At 40.8% G+C, this 15,474-nt stretch carries 12 protein-coding genes; 5 read left to right on the top strand and 7 right to left on the bottom strand.

Annotation, left to right across the window (positions count from 1 at the left end):
• The first annotated feature begins 58 nt into the window (after positions 1-58).
• Both BVH04_RS04980 and mtgA read left to right on the top strand, forming a co-directional pair.
• Entirely contained in the window at positions 59-853 is a 795-nt protein-coding gene (locus BVH04_RS04980) for a class I SAM-dependent methyltransferase (RefSeq protein ID WP_086540227.1), read from the top strand.
• Between the two features lie 9 nt (positions 854-862).
• The gene (gene mtgA, locus BVH04_RS04975) at positions 863-1,558 is read left to right on the top strand and encodes a monofunctional biosynthetic peptidoglycan transglycosylase (protein ID WP_086540226.1); all 696 of its coding nucleotides are present in this window, start codon (positions 863-865) and stop codon (positions 1,556-1,558) included.
• A gap of 440 nt (positions 1,559-1,998) precedes the next feature.
• On the opposite strand, the gene BVH04_RS04970 is transcribed toward mtgA, so the two are convergent.
• Both BVH04_RS04970 and BVH04_RS04965 read right to left on the bottom strand, forming a co-directional pair.
• Complete coding sequence (locus tag BVH04_RS04970; protein WP_205635789.1) at positions 1,999-3,726, bottom strand: chloride channel protein; 1,728 nt, start codon at positions 3,724-3,726, stop codon at positions 1,999-2,001.
• A gap of 118 nt (positions 3,727-3,844) precedes the next feature.
• Positions 3,845-4,774: a M28 family peptidase gene (locus tag BVH04_RS04965; RefSeq protein WP_086540224.1), complete on the bottom strand. Its 930-nt coding sequence runs from the start codon at positions 4,772-4,774 to the stop codon at positions 3,845-3,847.
• Positions 4,775-4,843: 69 nt separating this feature from the next.
• Between BVH04_RS04965 and BVH04_RS04960 the strand changes: the two genes are divergently transcribed.
• Positions 4,844-5,830 carry an NTPase gene (locus tag BVH04_RS04960; protein ID WP_086540277.1) on the top strand — a complete coding sequence of 329 codons (987 nt, stop codon included), beginning with the start codon at positions 4,844-4,846 and terminating at the stop codon, positions 5,828-5,830.
• A gap of 198 nt (positions 5,831-6,028) precedes the next feature.
• Here BVH04_RS04960 and yjjX read toward each other — a convergent pair whose 3' ends face one another.
• Positions 6,029-6,595 carry an inosine/xanthosine triphosphatase gene (yjjX, locus tag BVH04_RS04955; protein WP_086540223.1) on the bottom strand — a complete coding sequence of 189 codons (567 nt, stop codon included), beginning with the start codon at positions 6,593-6,595 and terminating at the stop codon, positions 6,029-6,031.
• A 24-nt stretch (positions 6,596-6,619) separates the two neighbouring features.
• A complete protein-coding gene (locus BVH04_RS04950) occupies positions 6,620-7,327 on the bottom strand; it encodes a YebC/PmpR family DNA-binding transcriptional regulator (protein ID WP_086540222.1) in 708 nt (235 codons plus the stop codon).
• Positions 7,328-7,519: 192 nt separating this feature from the next.
• On the opposite strand from BVH04_RS04950, the gene BVH04_RS04945 reads away from it, so the two are divergent.
• Positions 7,520-8,851, top strand: coding sequence for an NAD(P)/FAD-dependent oxidoreductase (locus BVH04_RS04945; protein WP_086540221.1), 1,332 nt, complete (start codon positions 7,520-7,522; stop codon positions 8,849-8,851).
• Positions 8,852-8,947: 96 nt separating this feature from the next.
• Positions 8,948-9,370, top strand: coding sequence for a DUF4890 domain-containing protein (locus BVH04_RS04940; RefSeq protein WP_086540220.1), 423 nt, complete (start codon positions 8,948-8,950; stop codon positions 9,368-9,370).
• Positions 9,371-9,417: 47 nt separating this feature from the next.
• Here the strand turns inward: BVH04_RS04940 and BVH04_RS04935 are convergent, their stop codons facing one another.
• From BVH04_RS04935 to BVH04_RS04925, 3 genes are read right to left on the bottom strand one after another with little or no spacing between them, the layout of a single operon-like run.
• On the bottom strand, positions 9,418-10,683 hold the full coding sequence (locus BVH04_RS04935) for a DNA-processing protein DprA (RefSeq protein ID WP_086540219.1): 1,266 nt from the start codon (positions 10,681-10,683) through the stop codon (positions 9,418-9,420).
• A 1-nt stretch (position 10,684) separates the two neighbouring features.
• Positions 10,685-12,784: a RecQ family ATP-dependent DNA helicase gene (locus BVH04_RS04930; RefSeq protein WP_086540218.1), complete on the bottom strand. Its 2,100-nt coding sequence runs from the start codon at positions 12,782-12,784 to the stop codon at positions 10,685-10,687.
• Positions 12,785-12,799: 15 nt separating this feature from the next.
• Positions 12,800-15,463, bottom strand: a complete 2,664-nt coding sequence (locus BVH04_RS04925) for a DEAD/DEAH box helicase (RefSeq protein ID WP_086540217.1) — start codon at positions 15,461-15,463, stop codon at positions 12,800-12,802.
• Between the last annotated feature and the right edge of the window lie 11 nt (positions 15,464-15,474).

Below are 15,474 nucleotides of genomic sequence, written 5' to 3'. Positions count from 1 at the left end.
AACTCTTTTCCTTTGCCAATTTTTTTATTGATAATTTCGACCCCAAATACTAAGGCTAATGGCAGCATACTTACACGGATTTATCCCCGAGGAGCAACAAAGACTGATGGATCAGGCTGGAGTGCTGGGTTATCTTATTTATCCTCGTATTGATTTTGCTGGATGCAAAAAGCTACTCGAAATCGGGTCCGGTGTCGGTGCGCAGACGGAGACTTTGCTGAGATTATATCCTGATCTGGAGGTTACTTGCGTCGACTTTTCCCAAAGTCAAATTGACCGGGCAAAGCAAACCTTGGCTTTTGCTGGCGATCGCGTGAGATTTATTTGTCAGGATGCGACACAGCTTGAATTGGATGACAAATTTGATTCGGTGTTTATCTGCTGGGCGTTGGAGCATATTCCTGATGCATACCGAGTTTTAGAAGGAATTAAACCGTGCCTGCTGCCAAATTCTAAACTTTGGTTTACCGAGGTGTTCAACTCCAGTTTTTACTTTAACCCACCACTTCCAGGATTATCTAAATACTACGACGCTTACAATGAGTTTCAGAGGTCACTCGGAGGTGATCCTGACATTGGAGCAAACCTTGGTAATCTGCTTTTGCGAGCTGGATATAAGCAAATCAAGTTATTTCACGGTGGTTTTCATCTGGACCAGCGAAATCCTGAAGATCTCAGAAGGATCACCCAATATTGGAAGGGATTGATGAAAAGTGCCAGTTCTGGTATGATCGATGCGGGATTGATCATTGAAGATCATATTTTGGCAATGGAAATGGATCTTGATACTATTTCTATAGATGAAAATGCAGTCTTTTTCTATCATTTTGTGCAAATAAGTGCTACAATTTAAAATGCAATTATGAAGGTTCTTAAATGGGTTTGGCGATTGATCTGGAAAACTACCATGTGGTTTTTGATTATATCCGTCGGGTTGACGGTGATCTATCGCTTCATACCAGTCCCGATCACACCGTTGATGGTAATTAGAGTTTTTGAGCAGGCGTTTGACTCGGAGAAAGAAGTTCGACTTCGTAAAGATTGGGTGCCTTTCAGTGAAATTTCGAAGAATGCCCCACAGGCTGTATATGCATCAGAGGATCAGAAATTTTTGGTGCATAATGGATTTGATATCGATGCAATGAAAAAAGCCTGGGAAAATAACAAAAAAGGGAAGCGGGTAAAGGGTGCTAGTACCATTACACAGCAGACGGTGAAGAATGTTTTTTTGTGGCCTTCGCGGAGTTACATCCGAAAAGGGCTTGAAGCCTATTTCACTGTATTGGTAGAACTGATCTGGTCGAAGGAGCGCATTATGGAAGTGTACCTGAATGTGATAGAAATGGGAGACGGCATTTATGGAATTGAAGCAGCATCTCAGACGTATTATAATAAACCTGCATCCAAACTCAATCGAAACCAAGCAGCCATGATTGCAGCTGTACTTCCGAATCCTAGACGATGGTCACCCGCCAAACCAACTTCCTATATCATTGGTCGCCAAAGCTGGATTCTCAGACAGATGAATAATCTGGCGCCAATTGGGATGGGTATTTAATGCTTGTATTTACGCTGTTAAAATTGAAATATTCCGTGGTAAAGTAAGAGAAAAATTTTAATCCCAATTTTTTGGAGAATTTACTTTTTCATTTTAGAACTGATAACACAGGGACACAGAATTTTCTATTATAATTGGGTGGAATTGGCAATTTTAAAATAGCATATAGATCATTTTTTTGGAGTAAAGGTAAAACTGCAAAAGCTTAGCCTAGAGCCTCCATTTGAGGTTTAAAAAATGCAAGTATTTTTTATCCACATTTTCGATAATTTATCCACACTTGTAAATATTAATCCTCTAATAGTCAGTATATCAATGATTTATAGGGTGATTTTTAAAGGCAAATTTGTGGATAAAAAAGGCTAACTTAAAAAATAAAGTAAAAGTGGCTATGCAGAAAAGTGGATAAATCACTCTTCCAAATATTATTCTTAAATCGATTAATCTTGCTTTTGCCTGATCAAGCGTTTTCTGTAGGCATTGAAGATTCTGGATTTAGAAACAAAGCCCAAATATTTGCCCTCTTCGATTACAGGTAGATTCCAAGCTCCGGAAAGCTCAAATTTTTCCATAGCTTTTTGCATATTCTCAGTAGCCAATAGGATTTCTGGAGGACTGTGCATCAATTCTTTTATTAGGACGGTGTCCTGTCTTTCTCGATCAAACATAATATCACGAATGTCATCCAGCGTTATTATCCCTCGCAGAGCTTTATGCTCATCTACTACAGGGAATATATTCCGCTTTGAGATCTTTACCAGGCTGATCAAATCCTTCAATTTTGCATCTGGATGGATTGGAAGTAAGTCTCGTTCGATCACATGGGTAATAGTAATGAGTTCCAGTAATTCCTGATCCTTTGACTCGGGTAGATGCCTCCCTTTTTCCTTCAGCTGTATCGTGTAGATGCTATCTTTTTGGTAAGCCGTCTTAGTCACATAGGAAATAGCAGATACGAACATTAAGGGAACGAAAAGTTCATACCCTCCTGTGATTTCTGCAATTAAGAATATGGCGGAAAGTGGGGCGTGCTGAGCGCCAGCCATTACACCGCACATGGCCACTAAAGTGAAATGCGCCAGTGGTAGCGGGATAGTGAAATCAAAAAGATTGCTAGAATAAGCGAAGAGAAAACCTAAAATTCCACCTACATACAGTGAAGGTGCAAATATACCTCCGCTACCGCCAGCGCTAAGCGTGACCGCTGCGGCGATAGGCTTTACTATGATAATAAATGCGAGGAAAATGATAATCAAATAAGGATTCTCAATGATCGAGAAGAAAGGACTTTTTTCAAGTAATTGATTAGAATTCCCGTCTATAAGTGTATTCAGCGTATCATATCCTTCACCATAGATGGGTGGCAGGAAGAATACCATGATTCCCAGTATGGCTCCACCATATAAGATTCGTAATGCTTGGCTATCTAGTCCCTCCATAAGAGATTCTGTCTTTCTCACAGCTTGACTGAAATACAAGGAAACCAGACCACAGACTATTCCCAAAAGCAGGTAATACGGCATGTGTGAAGCCTCAAAATTGTCAGTCAATTTGAAATTGAATACGGAGTCTTTCCCAATAAGAACCATGGATGTCAGTGAGCCAGTAACAGATGCAATCAGCAGTGGGATAAAACTTGCAGTGCTGATTTCCATCAGAATGACTTCAATGGCGAAAATCACTCCTCCAATCGGAGCGCCGAATATGGCTGAAATAGCTGCTCCTGCTCCACATCCTAATAACAGTGTGCGCTTTTTTGCATTCAGATGCACTAGTGAGCCTACATTGGAACCTATGGCAGAGCCTGTTACCAGCATGGGAGCTTCTAGGCCTACTGATCCGCCAAACCCTACGGTAATTGCTGAAGTAAAAACACGACTGTAGGTCTTTACTCTTGCAATGATGCTTTGTTTTTTGGAAATCGTAAATAAGATATCCGGTACTCCATGTCCACCAACATCTTTAAAAATGAATTTGCCTATTAGATATGCTGCCGAAATACCAATGAGCGGATATATAATGTAAAGAAAATTAGCGTACTCTTTATAAAATCCCTCGGTGAGAAAATGCTGGATGGCATGTACCCCTTGCTTTAGTATCACTGCCGCCAGGCCAGAGAGTATTCCAATTATCCCGCTGAGAATTAGGATAAAGGTTTGGTTGCTCATGTGCCTGAGCCTCCATATCAAGAGCCTGGTGATAAAGTCTGTTTTAGCCAAAATTTCGCTAGAAGTGTGCGTTAAAGTCTAATGTAAGTAAGAAGTGAATCAATGAAAAGAGTATTACCTACTCTTTGGGCAATTCAGCGTCCAGAGCTAAGGTACACTTCAATATAAGATTGACCGCATTGATATAAAACTGCTGATCAATATTTTCGAAAGAATCACTCGGTCTATGATAATCTGAATGATCCTCTACACCAAAATAGATGTGAGGGACATTTGCAGTGAAGAAAGGACCATGATCTGAAGATTGTGTCCAGTTATCTCGGCCAGTGTTTGGCTCATCATGGCCGAATAGCAATTTTGGAGTGGATCCAGAAGCTGCGTTTTCCAGGATTGTCTTTAAGATAGGATTGTAATAGGTGCCTGATGCATATAATTCCCCTTTTTCATTTCTGGAAATCATATCCATATTGATATTCAAGACGATTTGCTCCATCGGAAATGGGAAGTCTTTTACTAACGCTTTTGCACCTTGCAACCCCATTTCTTCTCCATCCAAAGCTGCGAAAATCATAGAATGCTGAGGTCTGTTTTCTTTGAAATACTTCGCTAGTTCTATTAATGCTGCCGTGCCAGAAGCATTGTCATCCGCACCATTATAGATGGAGTCACCTTCCGAATTTGGTCTACCGATGCCCACGTGATCGTAATGAGCTGTAATTACTATCAATTTCTTCGAAGAACTGCCCGCTACAAAGCCCACAATATTTACAGCATCTTCGTAGGTTTTATTTTCTCTTCTGTTTTCGAACTGGAATTGCTGCTGAAAATCTGTATAGTGTGTTTCTAGTCCGATGTTTTTGAACTGATCGAGAATAAATGAGCGAGCCTCGGCACTTCCTTCACTTCCTGTTTTTCTGCCTTTCAGCTCATCGCCGGATAAAAACTTGATATTTTCAAGAAGACTTTTGCTAGCAATACTTTGTCCGTTTGCTTGAAAAATTAGTAGAAGGAGAAAACAACTTAGAGTATTTTTGATTTTGAGGTGCATCAAGGAAAGTATTTTGCGTTATGTATATTGGTAAAATTAATAAGCTTAGTGGATCACACCTCTGAATTCATGAAATATTATATCTCTCTTCTATTTATTCTTTTAGCAAATCTCTCCGCCGTTTTGGCACAAGGCGCTTTGACTCAGTCCTTTTTTGATGGGAAATCTGTGGTCTTTGTCTCTACTGATCCGAGTGCTAGACCCATGATGACGTGGAAAGAAGTGGCAGATAGTGTGCATAATTCACTAGTACAGGCAGGAGCTGATCCAGTGGCGTATTTTGAACTGGAAAAAGTCGCTCTTTCGGAAGCGGTTCAGACAGATTATGCTAAAACATTTCAGCAGCGACTTATCAAAAATATTATTCTGGTTACTCGACAAAAGAATCAGATGAGTATTCATGTAGGTCCTTTTTCTGAAAATGGGCAAATCATAACTTCTACTGCCTTATTTGGCGTAACAGATGGTGATATTGGAGCCACTACTAGCCAGTTTGGATTGATAGGAGAAAACCAGCCTTCACAGAATCTTCTAGTATTGGATGTGCCAGAGTTTCTCAGCATCAGTACTTCCGAGACTACGTCAAGCCAGAAATTTTTGGCGAAAAACCCACTAAATCTGGACGTATTCAAATTGGGAATTACCATAGAAGGGTCATCAGCAGAGACGGGCTTACTGAGCTATTTTAGGCACGATATGTATGGCAAATCTGCTGAAGCTATTTTAGCGGAACAGGCGGCTCAGAAAGCTGGAATAGAACAAGTACTGAAGCAGAAATATCCGTATCAGATAGAGTGGCTTACAGAAGCGAAATCTGATCAAGAATTGATTAGTGAAGGAGTACAATTTCTATTAGTGAAAGTGGAGGGTAGAGAAGCAGATTTGATGAAAAGTATGGGTCTTGAGCCAAAGTCTGATTCGACAGCTTCCCGGATTGTGGTCAAATATAACATCAAACTACTCGTGAGAGAAGAATTGTATGTCGGGCCTGAATGGGATGCTGACCCAGATTGGAGAGTTGCGCTGAACAATTTTCTGAATAACTTAAAAAAGTAGACCTCTCATCCGAGAGGTCTATAGCTACTTAATGTTAAGGGTGATTTAAGCAACTTTTACTTCTGTATTTCTAGGATGTTTGGAAAATTCCGAGTTTTTTAAATAAAGCAAAGGTTTAAATTTTAATTATTCAATACTAATCAAATTTTCTTCGATTAAAAGATACTTAGGTAAAAAAATTGTAAAAATCATTCTTTTTTAGAATAGCTCTTTATTGAGAAAAGGGATCAGTGCGAGGATAATTGCTTGATTATAATAGGTTTGTCTCGTTATTACCCCATGTGTAAGAATTCCTACAGATCCGCCATTTTGCTTAGAATTTTCTTGTTTGAAAAATTGATCGTCTGCAGCACCAAGCTCCAATCCTGAGTGAACTAATTTGACTATTCCTTCAGGAAGGTAAAATGTCCCAGTTTTTGCTTTGCCGTGAAGACCAGACTTATTTTCGACATAGATCCAGGCAAAGGCAAACATACCTCGCACATCTTCGCCAATACCACCCTCAATACCTACCCAATAATCGGCCTCGGGAAACGTTTTTCTGGCATTGATCACTCTATTTCTAGCTCCAAGGTAGGTTTCTTCATCGCCCTTTGGCTGATCTGATACTTGCGAAGCAGCAGTGATGCCATTCACGACAAACCCTTTGGAAAAGGCTTCTGTAAAAGCCGACTCTGTGCAGGCAATTTTAACAGGGTTTTTACTTCCTACTATTACTAGTGGCTTTTCTGTAGCCTGAAAATTTTCTCTTTTTGGGAAATTCATAGAATAAAAAAGCCTAGGGGATGCCTAGGCCATGTTTGTGAAAATTTGGTTTACGTCATCATCCTCTTCCATTTTGTCAATCATCTTATGGATAATCTCTTCCTGCTCTTCATCAAGCTCGGTAAGTGTACTCGGAAAGCGCTGAAAGTCTGCGCTGATCACCTCAATATTTTTTTCTTCGAGTACTTTTTGCATGGTGCCAAAGTCCTCAAATTCGGTGTAAACGAAGATTTCACCTTCATTTTCATCGATATCGACTAATCCGAAATCAATTAGTTCGAACTCCAGTTCTTCTAGGTCAAAGTCGCCTTTTGTGAAGCGGAAAACAGCTTTTCTATCAAACATAAAGACCACCGAGCCAGAAGTGCCTAGGGAGCCACCAGCTTTGGAGAAGTAGCTTCTTACGTTCGCAACCGTCCTATTGATGTTATCCGTGGAGGTTTCTATGACTACTGCGATTCCAAAAGGGCCATAGCCTTCATAAACTACTTCTTCATAGTCTTTCTCGTCTTTGTTTGATGCACGTTTGATTGCAGCTTCGATTCTGTCCTTGGGCATTTGAGCACCCTTGGCATTTTGGATTATTGTACGAAGTCTGGGATTTGACGCGGGGTCAGGGCCTCCAGATTTCACCGCCATTACGATTTCTTTTCCCAGACGTGTAAAAACTTTGGACATTTTGTCCCAACGCTTGAATTTTCTCTCTTTTCGGAATTCAAATGCTCTTCCCATGGTTATTAACTATTAGGGTGGTAAAATTAGCAATTCTTTTCGTTTAGGTAGAATTTGTCAGCTCATTGTACTAACCAGATATATTTGAAATTTGGAAATAAATTGGTCTTTTGACCAGATTTGGAAGAATAGTTACTTTTCGCATCTTATCTTCTGGTTATTTCGTTACGGTTTTTGAAAAACCCCTGTATCATGACCAATTCCGTTACCTCTCCCATCCCGAATATTCCAGCTACCACTTTTCCAAAAGTTGTCATTGTAGGAGCAGGTTTTGCAGGTTTGAAACTTGCCCGAAAATTAATAAAGAGTGATTTTCAGGTAATATTGTTAGACAAGAATAATTACCATCAGTTTCAGCCACTTTTTTATCAGGTAGCTACTGCAGGTCTAGAGCCTAGCGCTATTTCTTTTCCGCTTCGCAAAATTTTTCACCATTCCACAAACGTGATTTTCCGTATGGCTGAAGTGAAGCATTTTGATGCTGACCAAAAGCGGCTAGTTACAGATATAGGACATATAGATTATGATTATTTGGTATTGGCTATGGGCGGAGATACGAATTACTTTGGCTCCAAGTCCATCGAGTATTATGCCGCTCCCATGAAAACCATATCTGAGGCGCTTTATATACGGAACAAAGTGATCTCTAATTATGAACGTGCGATCAATATTGAGAAAGTGGAGAATAGGAAATACCTGATGAATGTGATCATAGTAGGTGGTGGTCCTACTGGCGTGGAGCTAGCTGGGGCGATGGCTGAGCTGCGCAATAATGTGCTGCCAAAAGACTATCCCGAGCTTAGTTTTTCCAATATGAAAGTGGTACTGATAGAGGGCGGTTCAGAATTGCTCGGCACGATGTCTCCCGAAGCTAAAAGTCATGCATTAAAGTATCTCCAAGATCTCGGAGTGGAAGTGATGCTCAATGCCATAGTTAAAGACTATGATGGACAAATCGTGACACTTAATGACGATGTTTTTCTGGAAACAAAGACCTTACTCTGGGCAGCGGGTATTAAACCCAATCGAATCGAAGGCCTTTCTCCAGATCACTTTGCCCCAAATGGTAGGATTTACGTTGATTCCCATTCGCAAATAATAAACTGCTCAGGCGTTTATGCGTTAGGCGATGTGAGCCTTCTCGTGGAAGAAAAGTATCCAAAAGGCCACCCTCAGGTAGCACAAGTGGCTATGCAGCAAGCAGCAAATCTGGCACTAAATTTCAAAGCTCTCCAAAATGGAAAACCGTTGAAACCCTTTCAATACAAAGACTTGGGATCAATGGCGACTGTAGGGAAAAGACGAGCCGTAGTTGATCTTCCTTTTCTTAAGTTTCAGGGATTGCTAGCTTGGCTGACTTGGTTATTTGTTCACCTGATGGCGATCCTTGGAGTTAAAAATCGACTGTTCGTATTTCTAAACTGGTCTTGGAATTACCTCAGTTTTGATCCAAGTTTACGTCTTTTGATCAAGCCTAAATATGTGAGAGAAAGCGAACGGAAGGAATTGATAGAGGAGAGATAAGCTATTTAGATTTCTTAACAAAAACTATCTAATCCCAAATTAAACTCCTGCAGTCATGTAAGGTCTAATTCATGTAACTACTAAACAATAGAAAACATGAAAAGATGGATTTATGTGACAGGCTTGATGGTCATGATCAGCTTAAGCACAATGGCTCAAAGAAAAGGTGGAGAAAGACCAAGTCCCGAAGAAAGAGCTAACCGAAGTACAGAGCAAATGGCAGAAAAACTCGCTCTCACAGAAGCTCAAAAGCAGCAACTCTTAGCTATTAATTTGGAATTTGCTAAAAAGAATGAGGTTGAAAGAAAGGCTGAGATGGAAGCTCGCAAAGTAGAAATGGATGCTAGGAAAGCAGAAATGAAAGAACAAGATGCTAAAATTCAGGCGGTGTTGACTGAGGAGCAAAGAACCAAATGGGCTGAACTCAAAGCAGAGCGAATGGATGACCCAAGGCGTCGCAGACCAAATGCTCAGATCGAGGCAGATCCTAGAAGAGGAAATAGAGGCGGTGGAAATTGATAATAAAAAGCCTTCCTGATGTAGTCAGGAAGGCTTTTTGGTTTATATCAAGGCTTGTATTGATAAGAAACTGGTTTTGAATTTTTAACCAAAACCTTTGTTTCAACTCCTATTTTAAGCCACTCGTCAAGTTGCTTGGAAGAGAGATCAAAGTCTGCCATTATCTGCTCTTTTGTAAAAGCTTGATTGCCGATTTTTTCAGAAATTTTGTAGATAAAAAAATCATAGAAACTCGCATTCTTAAAATCAATTATATCAGAGTTTGACGGGGAATTCATTGACTTTTTTAAAGGCTCATAAGCTACTTTCGGCTCACTAACTTGATTAAATGTGGCTCTATTGGGTTCGGAAAAACCATCGAAAAGTGAGACTTGATGTTCCTTATCTTTTGGAATAACTTTTATAAGGTCAGAGATTTCAAAAGTTGATGGAAGCCACTTACCTCCCTTTTTAACAATTTCGACATTGCCTTTTGCTGATTTCAAGTCTTTAGGTTCATTTACCCAAAGTGGAACATATTTTTCCTTTAGATTCTCCTCAGCTCCTGACCATGTCCCCCCTTTTGTTTCAGATCTGACTACTATCGTCGCTTTGGAAAGAATGTAGATCAGCTTATTTCTACCCATAGCATTTCCCACATTGAAGCCTGCCTCTGGGTTAAATGGAGAAATAAGAACAAGCTTATTGTCTTGGATTGATTTCCTATATATCCCATCAGTTGACTTTTTGATAAGACTATCAGCTAATACTCCCAATGCAAATCCTCCCCGATCCAAGATTCCAGACATCGAGTGTTCATCTACCCCTTTAGCTCCTCCTGACACGACACCAAATTCTTGCGAGTAAATCTGATTTACAATTCCTCCCGTCGCTAAGACATCCTCTTCATCGATATTTCTTGATCCGACTATTCCAATGTAATCCTTTGATAATAGATTTATATCTCCTATTCCAAAAAGGATCGGAGGCACTTTGCTGCTCAATGCATTTTTTATTGATTCCGGGTATTCTGGATCGCTTCGATTAATAACCCAAACTCCTGCCTTTATCCATTTTTCCAACTTGAGAGCTAGTGCCATTTTACGATCTAGCAAATCAATAATTCGTTGTTTGGAGAATTTAGTCTCTTGCCAAGTGCTTAGAGTAACTTCTAAATTACCTGTGAGTAAGCCTTCTGGAGTCAGCTTCTCAGCTTGCATCCATCTTACTACCTCATTCCATTCTCGAATATTCAAGGGTTTTGTTTCTCTATCAAGCTCTTTGGAGAGGTAGGAAGTAAGAAGTAATATAGCTTTGGTTCTTTCTGAAATCATTTTAATCGCTAACTGAGGTGGAGGTAAGGGCTACCGGATAAACAGGACCAGAACCTGCTTTTTTGAGTAATACAGATGCAATTGTAAAGGTCCATCGCGAATCAACTGCATCATCGATTAAAAATAGGGGTTTATTTTCAACCGTCCCATTAATCTCAAATGCTCCATCCAAATTGTGGCATTGATGAAAGCTATTTTCTTGTTCTTTTTGTGCTTGTGTATTTACAACCTTTACAATTATCGGGTAGAAAGGAATTTCTAATTTTTTTGCTAGTCTTTTGGCAAAGTCAGGGACCAAATCAGGATGCCTTAGCGAAGGGATACAAGTAATACATTCTGGAAAGGGAAGTGGTTTCCATCTTTGAATAATCATTTCAGCCATAGCGTCCACTAACTCATCTCTAAAATAACCTGCATGTTTGTCATCGGCCACAATTTTTCCCCAGCCTGCATCTCCCCACCTAGATAAAACCTTCCCAATTTCTGCCTGAAGATCAGGAGGTAAATTTCCGGTTCTCCAGCCATAATTTGGTAATGTCCCGCTAGGAATCTGTTTTCTTGGCTCGATATCAAATTCTGAATGCTTGAGATAAATAGATGCTTCCAGAATATTCCTATGTTGTACTTGGCTCGATAAAATTTCCGTCTTCAAACAGTTGGCACATCTACCACAAGGACCGGTGATTTCATCGTCCAATTCTTCTTGTAAGAAGTTCATCAGACAGTCTTTTGTTTCTATATACTCTTTGACACTTTCCCATTCTTCCTGCCTTTGGAATGTAAGGCGTAGAATTTTGTCAGTATCCATGGCATAGGTGATTGCTGTTCTTTTCCATTGTGAATCAACTTTAGCAATTGGAGAAGGTTCCTCTACGCTTAAATATTTGAGGGTTTTATCTATAAGTCCTCTTTTTAAATTTAGGACTTCTTCAAGTTTAGGTACAGATAGGCCATCATAATCTTCCAATGCCTTTAGAATATCATTTACAATTTCTTCTGGCGGGAAAGCTCCTTCTCTGAAATATTCATGGACATCGGCATCTTCTTTACCAAATAGCAAAATCCCATATGCATCCGAGATAGCTCGACCGGCTCTACCCACCTGCTGGTAATAGCTAATGATCGATCCAGGGGCTTGAAAGTGGACAACAAAACTTAAATCTGGCTTATCATATCCCATTCCTAAAGCAGTAGAAGCGACCAATACTTTTAGCTCATTGTTATAAAGAGAGTCTTCCAAAAATTGGCGATAGGAATTAGAATCATCGAAGTTTTCATCTTCTACTCCTGAATAGTAAGCAGCTGCATCGATTCCACAATCATTTAGCCAATTTGTGACTATCCTCGCATCACGTTTCGTAAGTACATATACGATTCCGCTTCCTTCCATATGCGGAATATTCTCCTTGAGCCAAGCTAATCGGGATGCTTGATCTGGTAAGGTGATATTCTGAAGTTTAAGGCTTTCTCTTGTCAGTGTTCCTCGGATAATCGAAATTCCGCCTAATTGGTCTTGAATATCAGCAACGACCCGATTATTTGCAGTTGCTGTGGTACCCAAAACAGGCATACCATCAGGCATCACTTTTAGAATTCCAACAATACGGCGATAATCTGGGCGGAAATCATGACCCCAATCCGAAATGCAATGGGCTTCGTCAACCACAAAAAGTCCAACGCGTTGTGCTATTGGATAAAGTACTTGTTCAATAAATTTTTCATTGGACAATCGCTCAGGCGAAATCAATAAGGTATCCACTTCATCCCTGAGAATGGCGGTTTTGACAGAGTCCCATTCTTGAACGTTCGTAGAATTTATGGTAGCAGCTCTAATACCTAAGCGTTCTGCTGCATCGACTTGGTTTCGCATTAAGGCCAAAAGTGGAGATATAATGATGCTCATGCCTTTTCCCTGGTCTCGAAGTATTTTGGTACTGATAAAATAAACCGAACTTTTTCCCCAGCCTGTTCGCTCGATCACCAGTAACTTCTGTTTATAAACAGTTAGTTTTTCTATGGCTTCCCATTGTCCATCTCTGAATTCAGCGCTAGGATTATTCAGTGCTTTTCGTAAAAGTGATAGTGCTAGCTCCTTGCTCATACACAAAAGATTTATTTAAACAAAATACCCAAAACTCCTAGTCACATTCACTTCATCGTGGGCGATCAATACATACCTCCAAGCCTTTCCGCCATGCCCTTCCGTGAATTCTGAAGCATATTTGCAATAAGTTTCCGCTGCTTTTTTCTTGTCCAATACTTCCGCGCTTTTCATCTGATCGGCTGCTTTGGTTTCTATCATGTAGATTGTATCGCCTGTTTCTACTACAAAATCAGGATAGTATTGCTTTGAATTATTCGCCCAATAAATGCGGAACTGATTCTGAGCTGGACGAAGCCATTTCAATACATCTTTGTCATTTTCCAGAATGTAAGCAAAGTCTTTCTCGGTACCGGAGTCAAATTTGTACTCCAAATGTCCTGCTTTCTCAAAACCGGTAAATACCAATTTCGGAATCAAACTCGTCGGCTTGATCACATCTTTGTAATGTCTGCGTCCATTTGGTAAAACCGTGAAATTCCAATCCTCAATCTTCACAAATGCCAACACTTTCGGCTTCCCATAGTCTCGAGTACTGATCCGAAAGTGGGTTCGCATCTGCTTGTAAATCTCCGATGCAATGTGCTTGCGGTACTGCTTGATCACCAATCTGAATTGCTCCGTGTCAGGATAGTTGCCTTGAATAAAAGCTAAAGCCTGATGCGTAAGCTTGAAAAGTAATTCGCTGTATTCATCGTAGTCGATCTCTGGATAATTTATTAATTCGGCGACTACTTGATTGGCAGGAGAATCTTTTCGAAATGCCCCATGAATCACCCCGATCGAATCGGTCCGCCGCTCTCCGGTCAGCTCCACGATCATGATCTCCTCCGAAAGTGGCTTGAAATTAAAGCCCAATTCGGTGAATAGATCGAAGTCTTCAAACCAAGCTCTTGCTTCATCTAAGACCAAGTCAATCCGTGGAATCTCAATTACATTTAACGTGTAATTGGTCACCAATTCATCATAAGCGGCATAAGCCGCTTTGTAGTCTTCCTCCGCAAAAATATCTGTCTGACCTGAAAATAGTTCTTCCCGAACTTTGTACATAACCATTTGCTTCACTTCGGGCTTTGACAAATCAGCCAAACTTCGAACGCCTTCTATTTTGCCTACAATCGGAATCGCATTGATAATCGCCCGCTTGCTATCCAGACCCACTTGGGCTGTTCGGCGCTTCGCCTGATCTTCGATCTTGGCAATGATTTTTTCCTCTCGGGTAAACCCAACTTCGGTAAGGGAAGGACTGTAAACCAGTTCGGTTTTGGGCTGCAACTCAGCTTCATCTAGCTCGATGAAAGTCATCTTATTCAACACCGACTCTGGGTTCTGTGCTTCGGCAATAACTGATTCAAAATTATCATGGGCAATCACCGTCAGCTTATCGATCTTATCTACGCCGGTTCGCTCGCCATTGAAAGGTAAGCGAAGTCCACGGCCTATGGTCTGCTCAATCAGGATACTGGCATTTGCAGCGCGTAGCGGAACTATCGTATAAAGATTCGAAACATCCCAGCCTTCTTTCAGCATATTCACGTGGATGACGATCTCGATTTCGTTCTCGTATTTTTCCAACGCCACAAACTGCCGGTCAATCTCTTCGTCTTTCTTCGTACTGCTATCGATTTGCAATACTTTTCCTTGGTATTGCCCACCATAGAAGTCGCGTGAACTCATATAAGCAAAGACCTCCGAAGCATGAGTAATATCCTTGCAAACGACTAAGACAAAAGGCTTGACCAACTTCGCTCCGGTGTTTCGGGCATACAAGACTAATTCAGCTTTGGTGTCTTGATGAATGGAGATGGCATCTTCCAACTTGATTTTCTCGATTTCATCTGCGCTCAATCCTTGGGCACGAAAGTTCTTGCGAGTCGCGATTGCGGGGTTTTTCACATATTTCCCATCTTCCAAAGCTTTTGCCAAGGAATATTCATACACGATATTTTTAAAGACTTTTCCCTTTTCATCTACCGGTGTAGCCGTCAACTCAATTCCCAAAACAGGCTTCAATTCATTGATGGCTTTTTTGCTCTGATCAGCATGGTAGCGATGCGCTTCGTCCATTAAGATCACCAAGTCCTTCAACTCAGTCAAATACTGCCAATAGGACTGGCCCAGATATTCTGACAGTCGCTTGATTCGTGGCGCCAGCGACACGCCATCCTTCTTTGTTCCTTTATTGTCAGAGTTGAACTTGGCGACATTGAAGATATTGATCCGCACTTCTGAGTCGCGGAAAAGTCCACCCATCTGCGCATAGTTTTCTCCCGTGATGATTACAGGTTTATTATGGACAAATTCCCCGATCCCGCTAAACACGTATTTTGAGTATGCTGGATTGCCAAAGTCTTCCATCAGTTTCTCATAGATGGTGAGGTTGGGAGCGAGGATGAAGAAATTGCGGATTCCTTTCTCCAGATACAAATAGGTGATGCAGGCGCCCATCAAGCGTGTCTTGCCTACGCCAGTGGCGATGGAAAAACAGATGGATGGAAAATCCCGCTCAAAGTCCGCTACTTTCGGAAAGTGTTTTTGCACAATGGCAAGAGATTCTTCCAAATCCGCATGCTTATCCAAGGAAAGTGCATCTGCTAGCTGCGCTACAATATCCAGTGACTCTTGAAGTGGCTGGCGAAGTGAAAGTCGCTGCTTGATCTGATTGGCTTGTTTGTTCATGGTTTTGGGTT

This window comes from Algoriphagus antarcticus, from assembly GCF_002150685.1.
In the GTDB taxonomy this organism is placed as follows: Bacteria; Bacteroidota; Bacteroidia; order Cytophagales; family Cyclobacteriaceae; genus Algoriphagus; species Algoriphagus antarcticus.
The sequence above is the reverse complement of the archived record's forward strand: the minus strand, read 5'-3'. Positions and strand labels throughout refer to the sequence as shown.

Coding starts and splice junctions, on each gene's coding strand:
- BVH04_RS04980 (WP_086540227.1), top strand. CDS start 59: ATGGCAGCATACTTACACGGATTTATCCCCGAGGAGCAACAAAGACTG.
- mtgA (WP_086540226.1), top strand. CDS start 863: ATGAAGGTTCTTAAATGGGTTTGGCGATTGATCTGGAAAACTACCATG.
- BVH04_RS04970 (WP_205635789.1), bottom strand. CDS start 3,726: ATGAGCAACCAAACCTTTATCCTAATTCTCAGCGGGATAATTGGAATA.
- BVH04_RS04965 (WP_086540224.1), bottom strand. CDS start 4,774: ATGCACCTCAAAATCAAAAATACTCTAAGTTGTTTTCTCCTTCTACTA.
- BVH04_RS04960 (WP_086540277.1), top strand. CDS start 4,844: ATGAAATATTATATCTCTCTTCTATTTATTCTTTTAGCAAATCTCTCC.
- yjjX (WP_086540223.1), bottom strand. CDS start 6,595: ATGAATTTCCCAAAAAGAGAAAATTTTCAGGCTACAGAAAAGCCACTA.
- BVH04_RS04950 (WP_086540222.1), bottom strand. CDS start 7,327: ATGGGAAGAGCATTTGAATTCCGAAAAGAGAGAAAATTCAAGCGTTGG.
- BVH04_RS04945 (WP_086540221.1), top strand. CDS start 7,520: ATGACCAATTCCGTTACCTCTCCCATCCCGAATATTCCAGCTACCACT.
- BVH04_RS04940 (WP_086540220.1), top strand. CDS start 8,948: ATGAAAAGATGGATTTATGTGACAGGCTTGATGGTCATGATCAGCTTA.
- BVH04_RS04935 (WP_086540219.1), bottom strand. CDS start 10,683: ATGATTTCAGAAAGAACCAAAGCTATATTACTTCTTACTTCCTACCTC.
- BVH04_RS04930 (WP_086540218.1), bottom strand. CDS start 12,784: ATGAGCAAGGAGCTAGCACTATCACTTTTACGAAAAGCACTGAATAAT.
- BVH04_RS04925 (WP_086540217.1), bottom strand. CDS start 15,463: ATGAACAAACAAGCCAATCAGATCAAGCAGCGACTTTCACTTCGCCAG.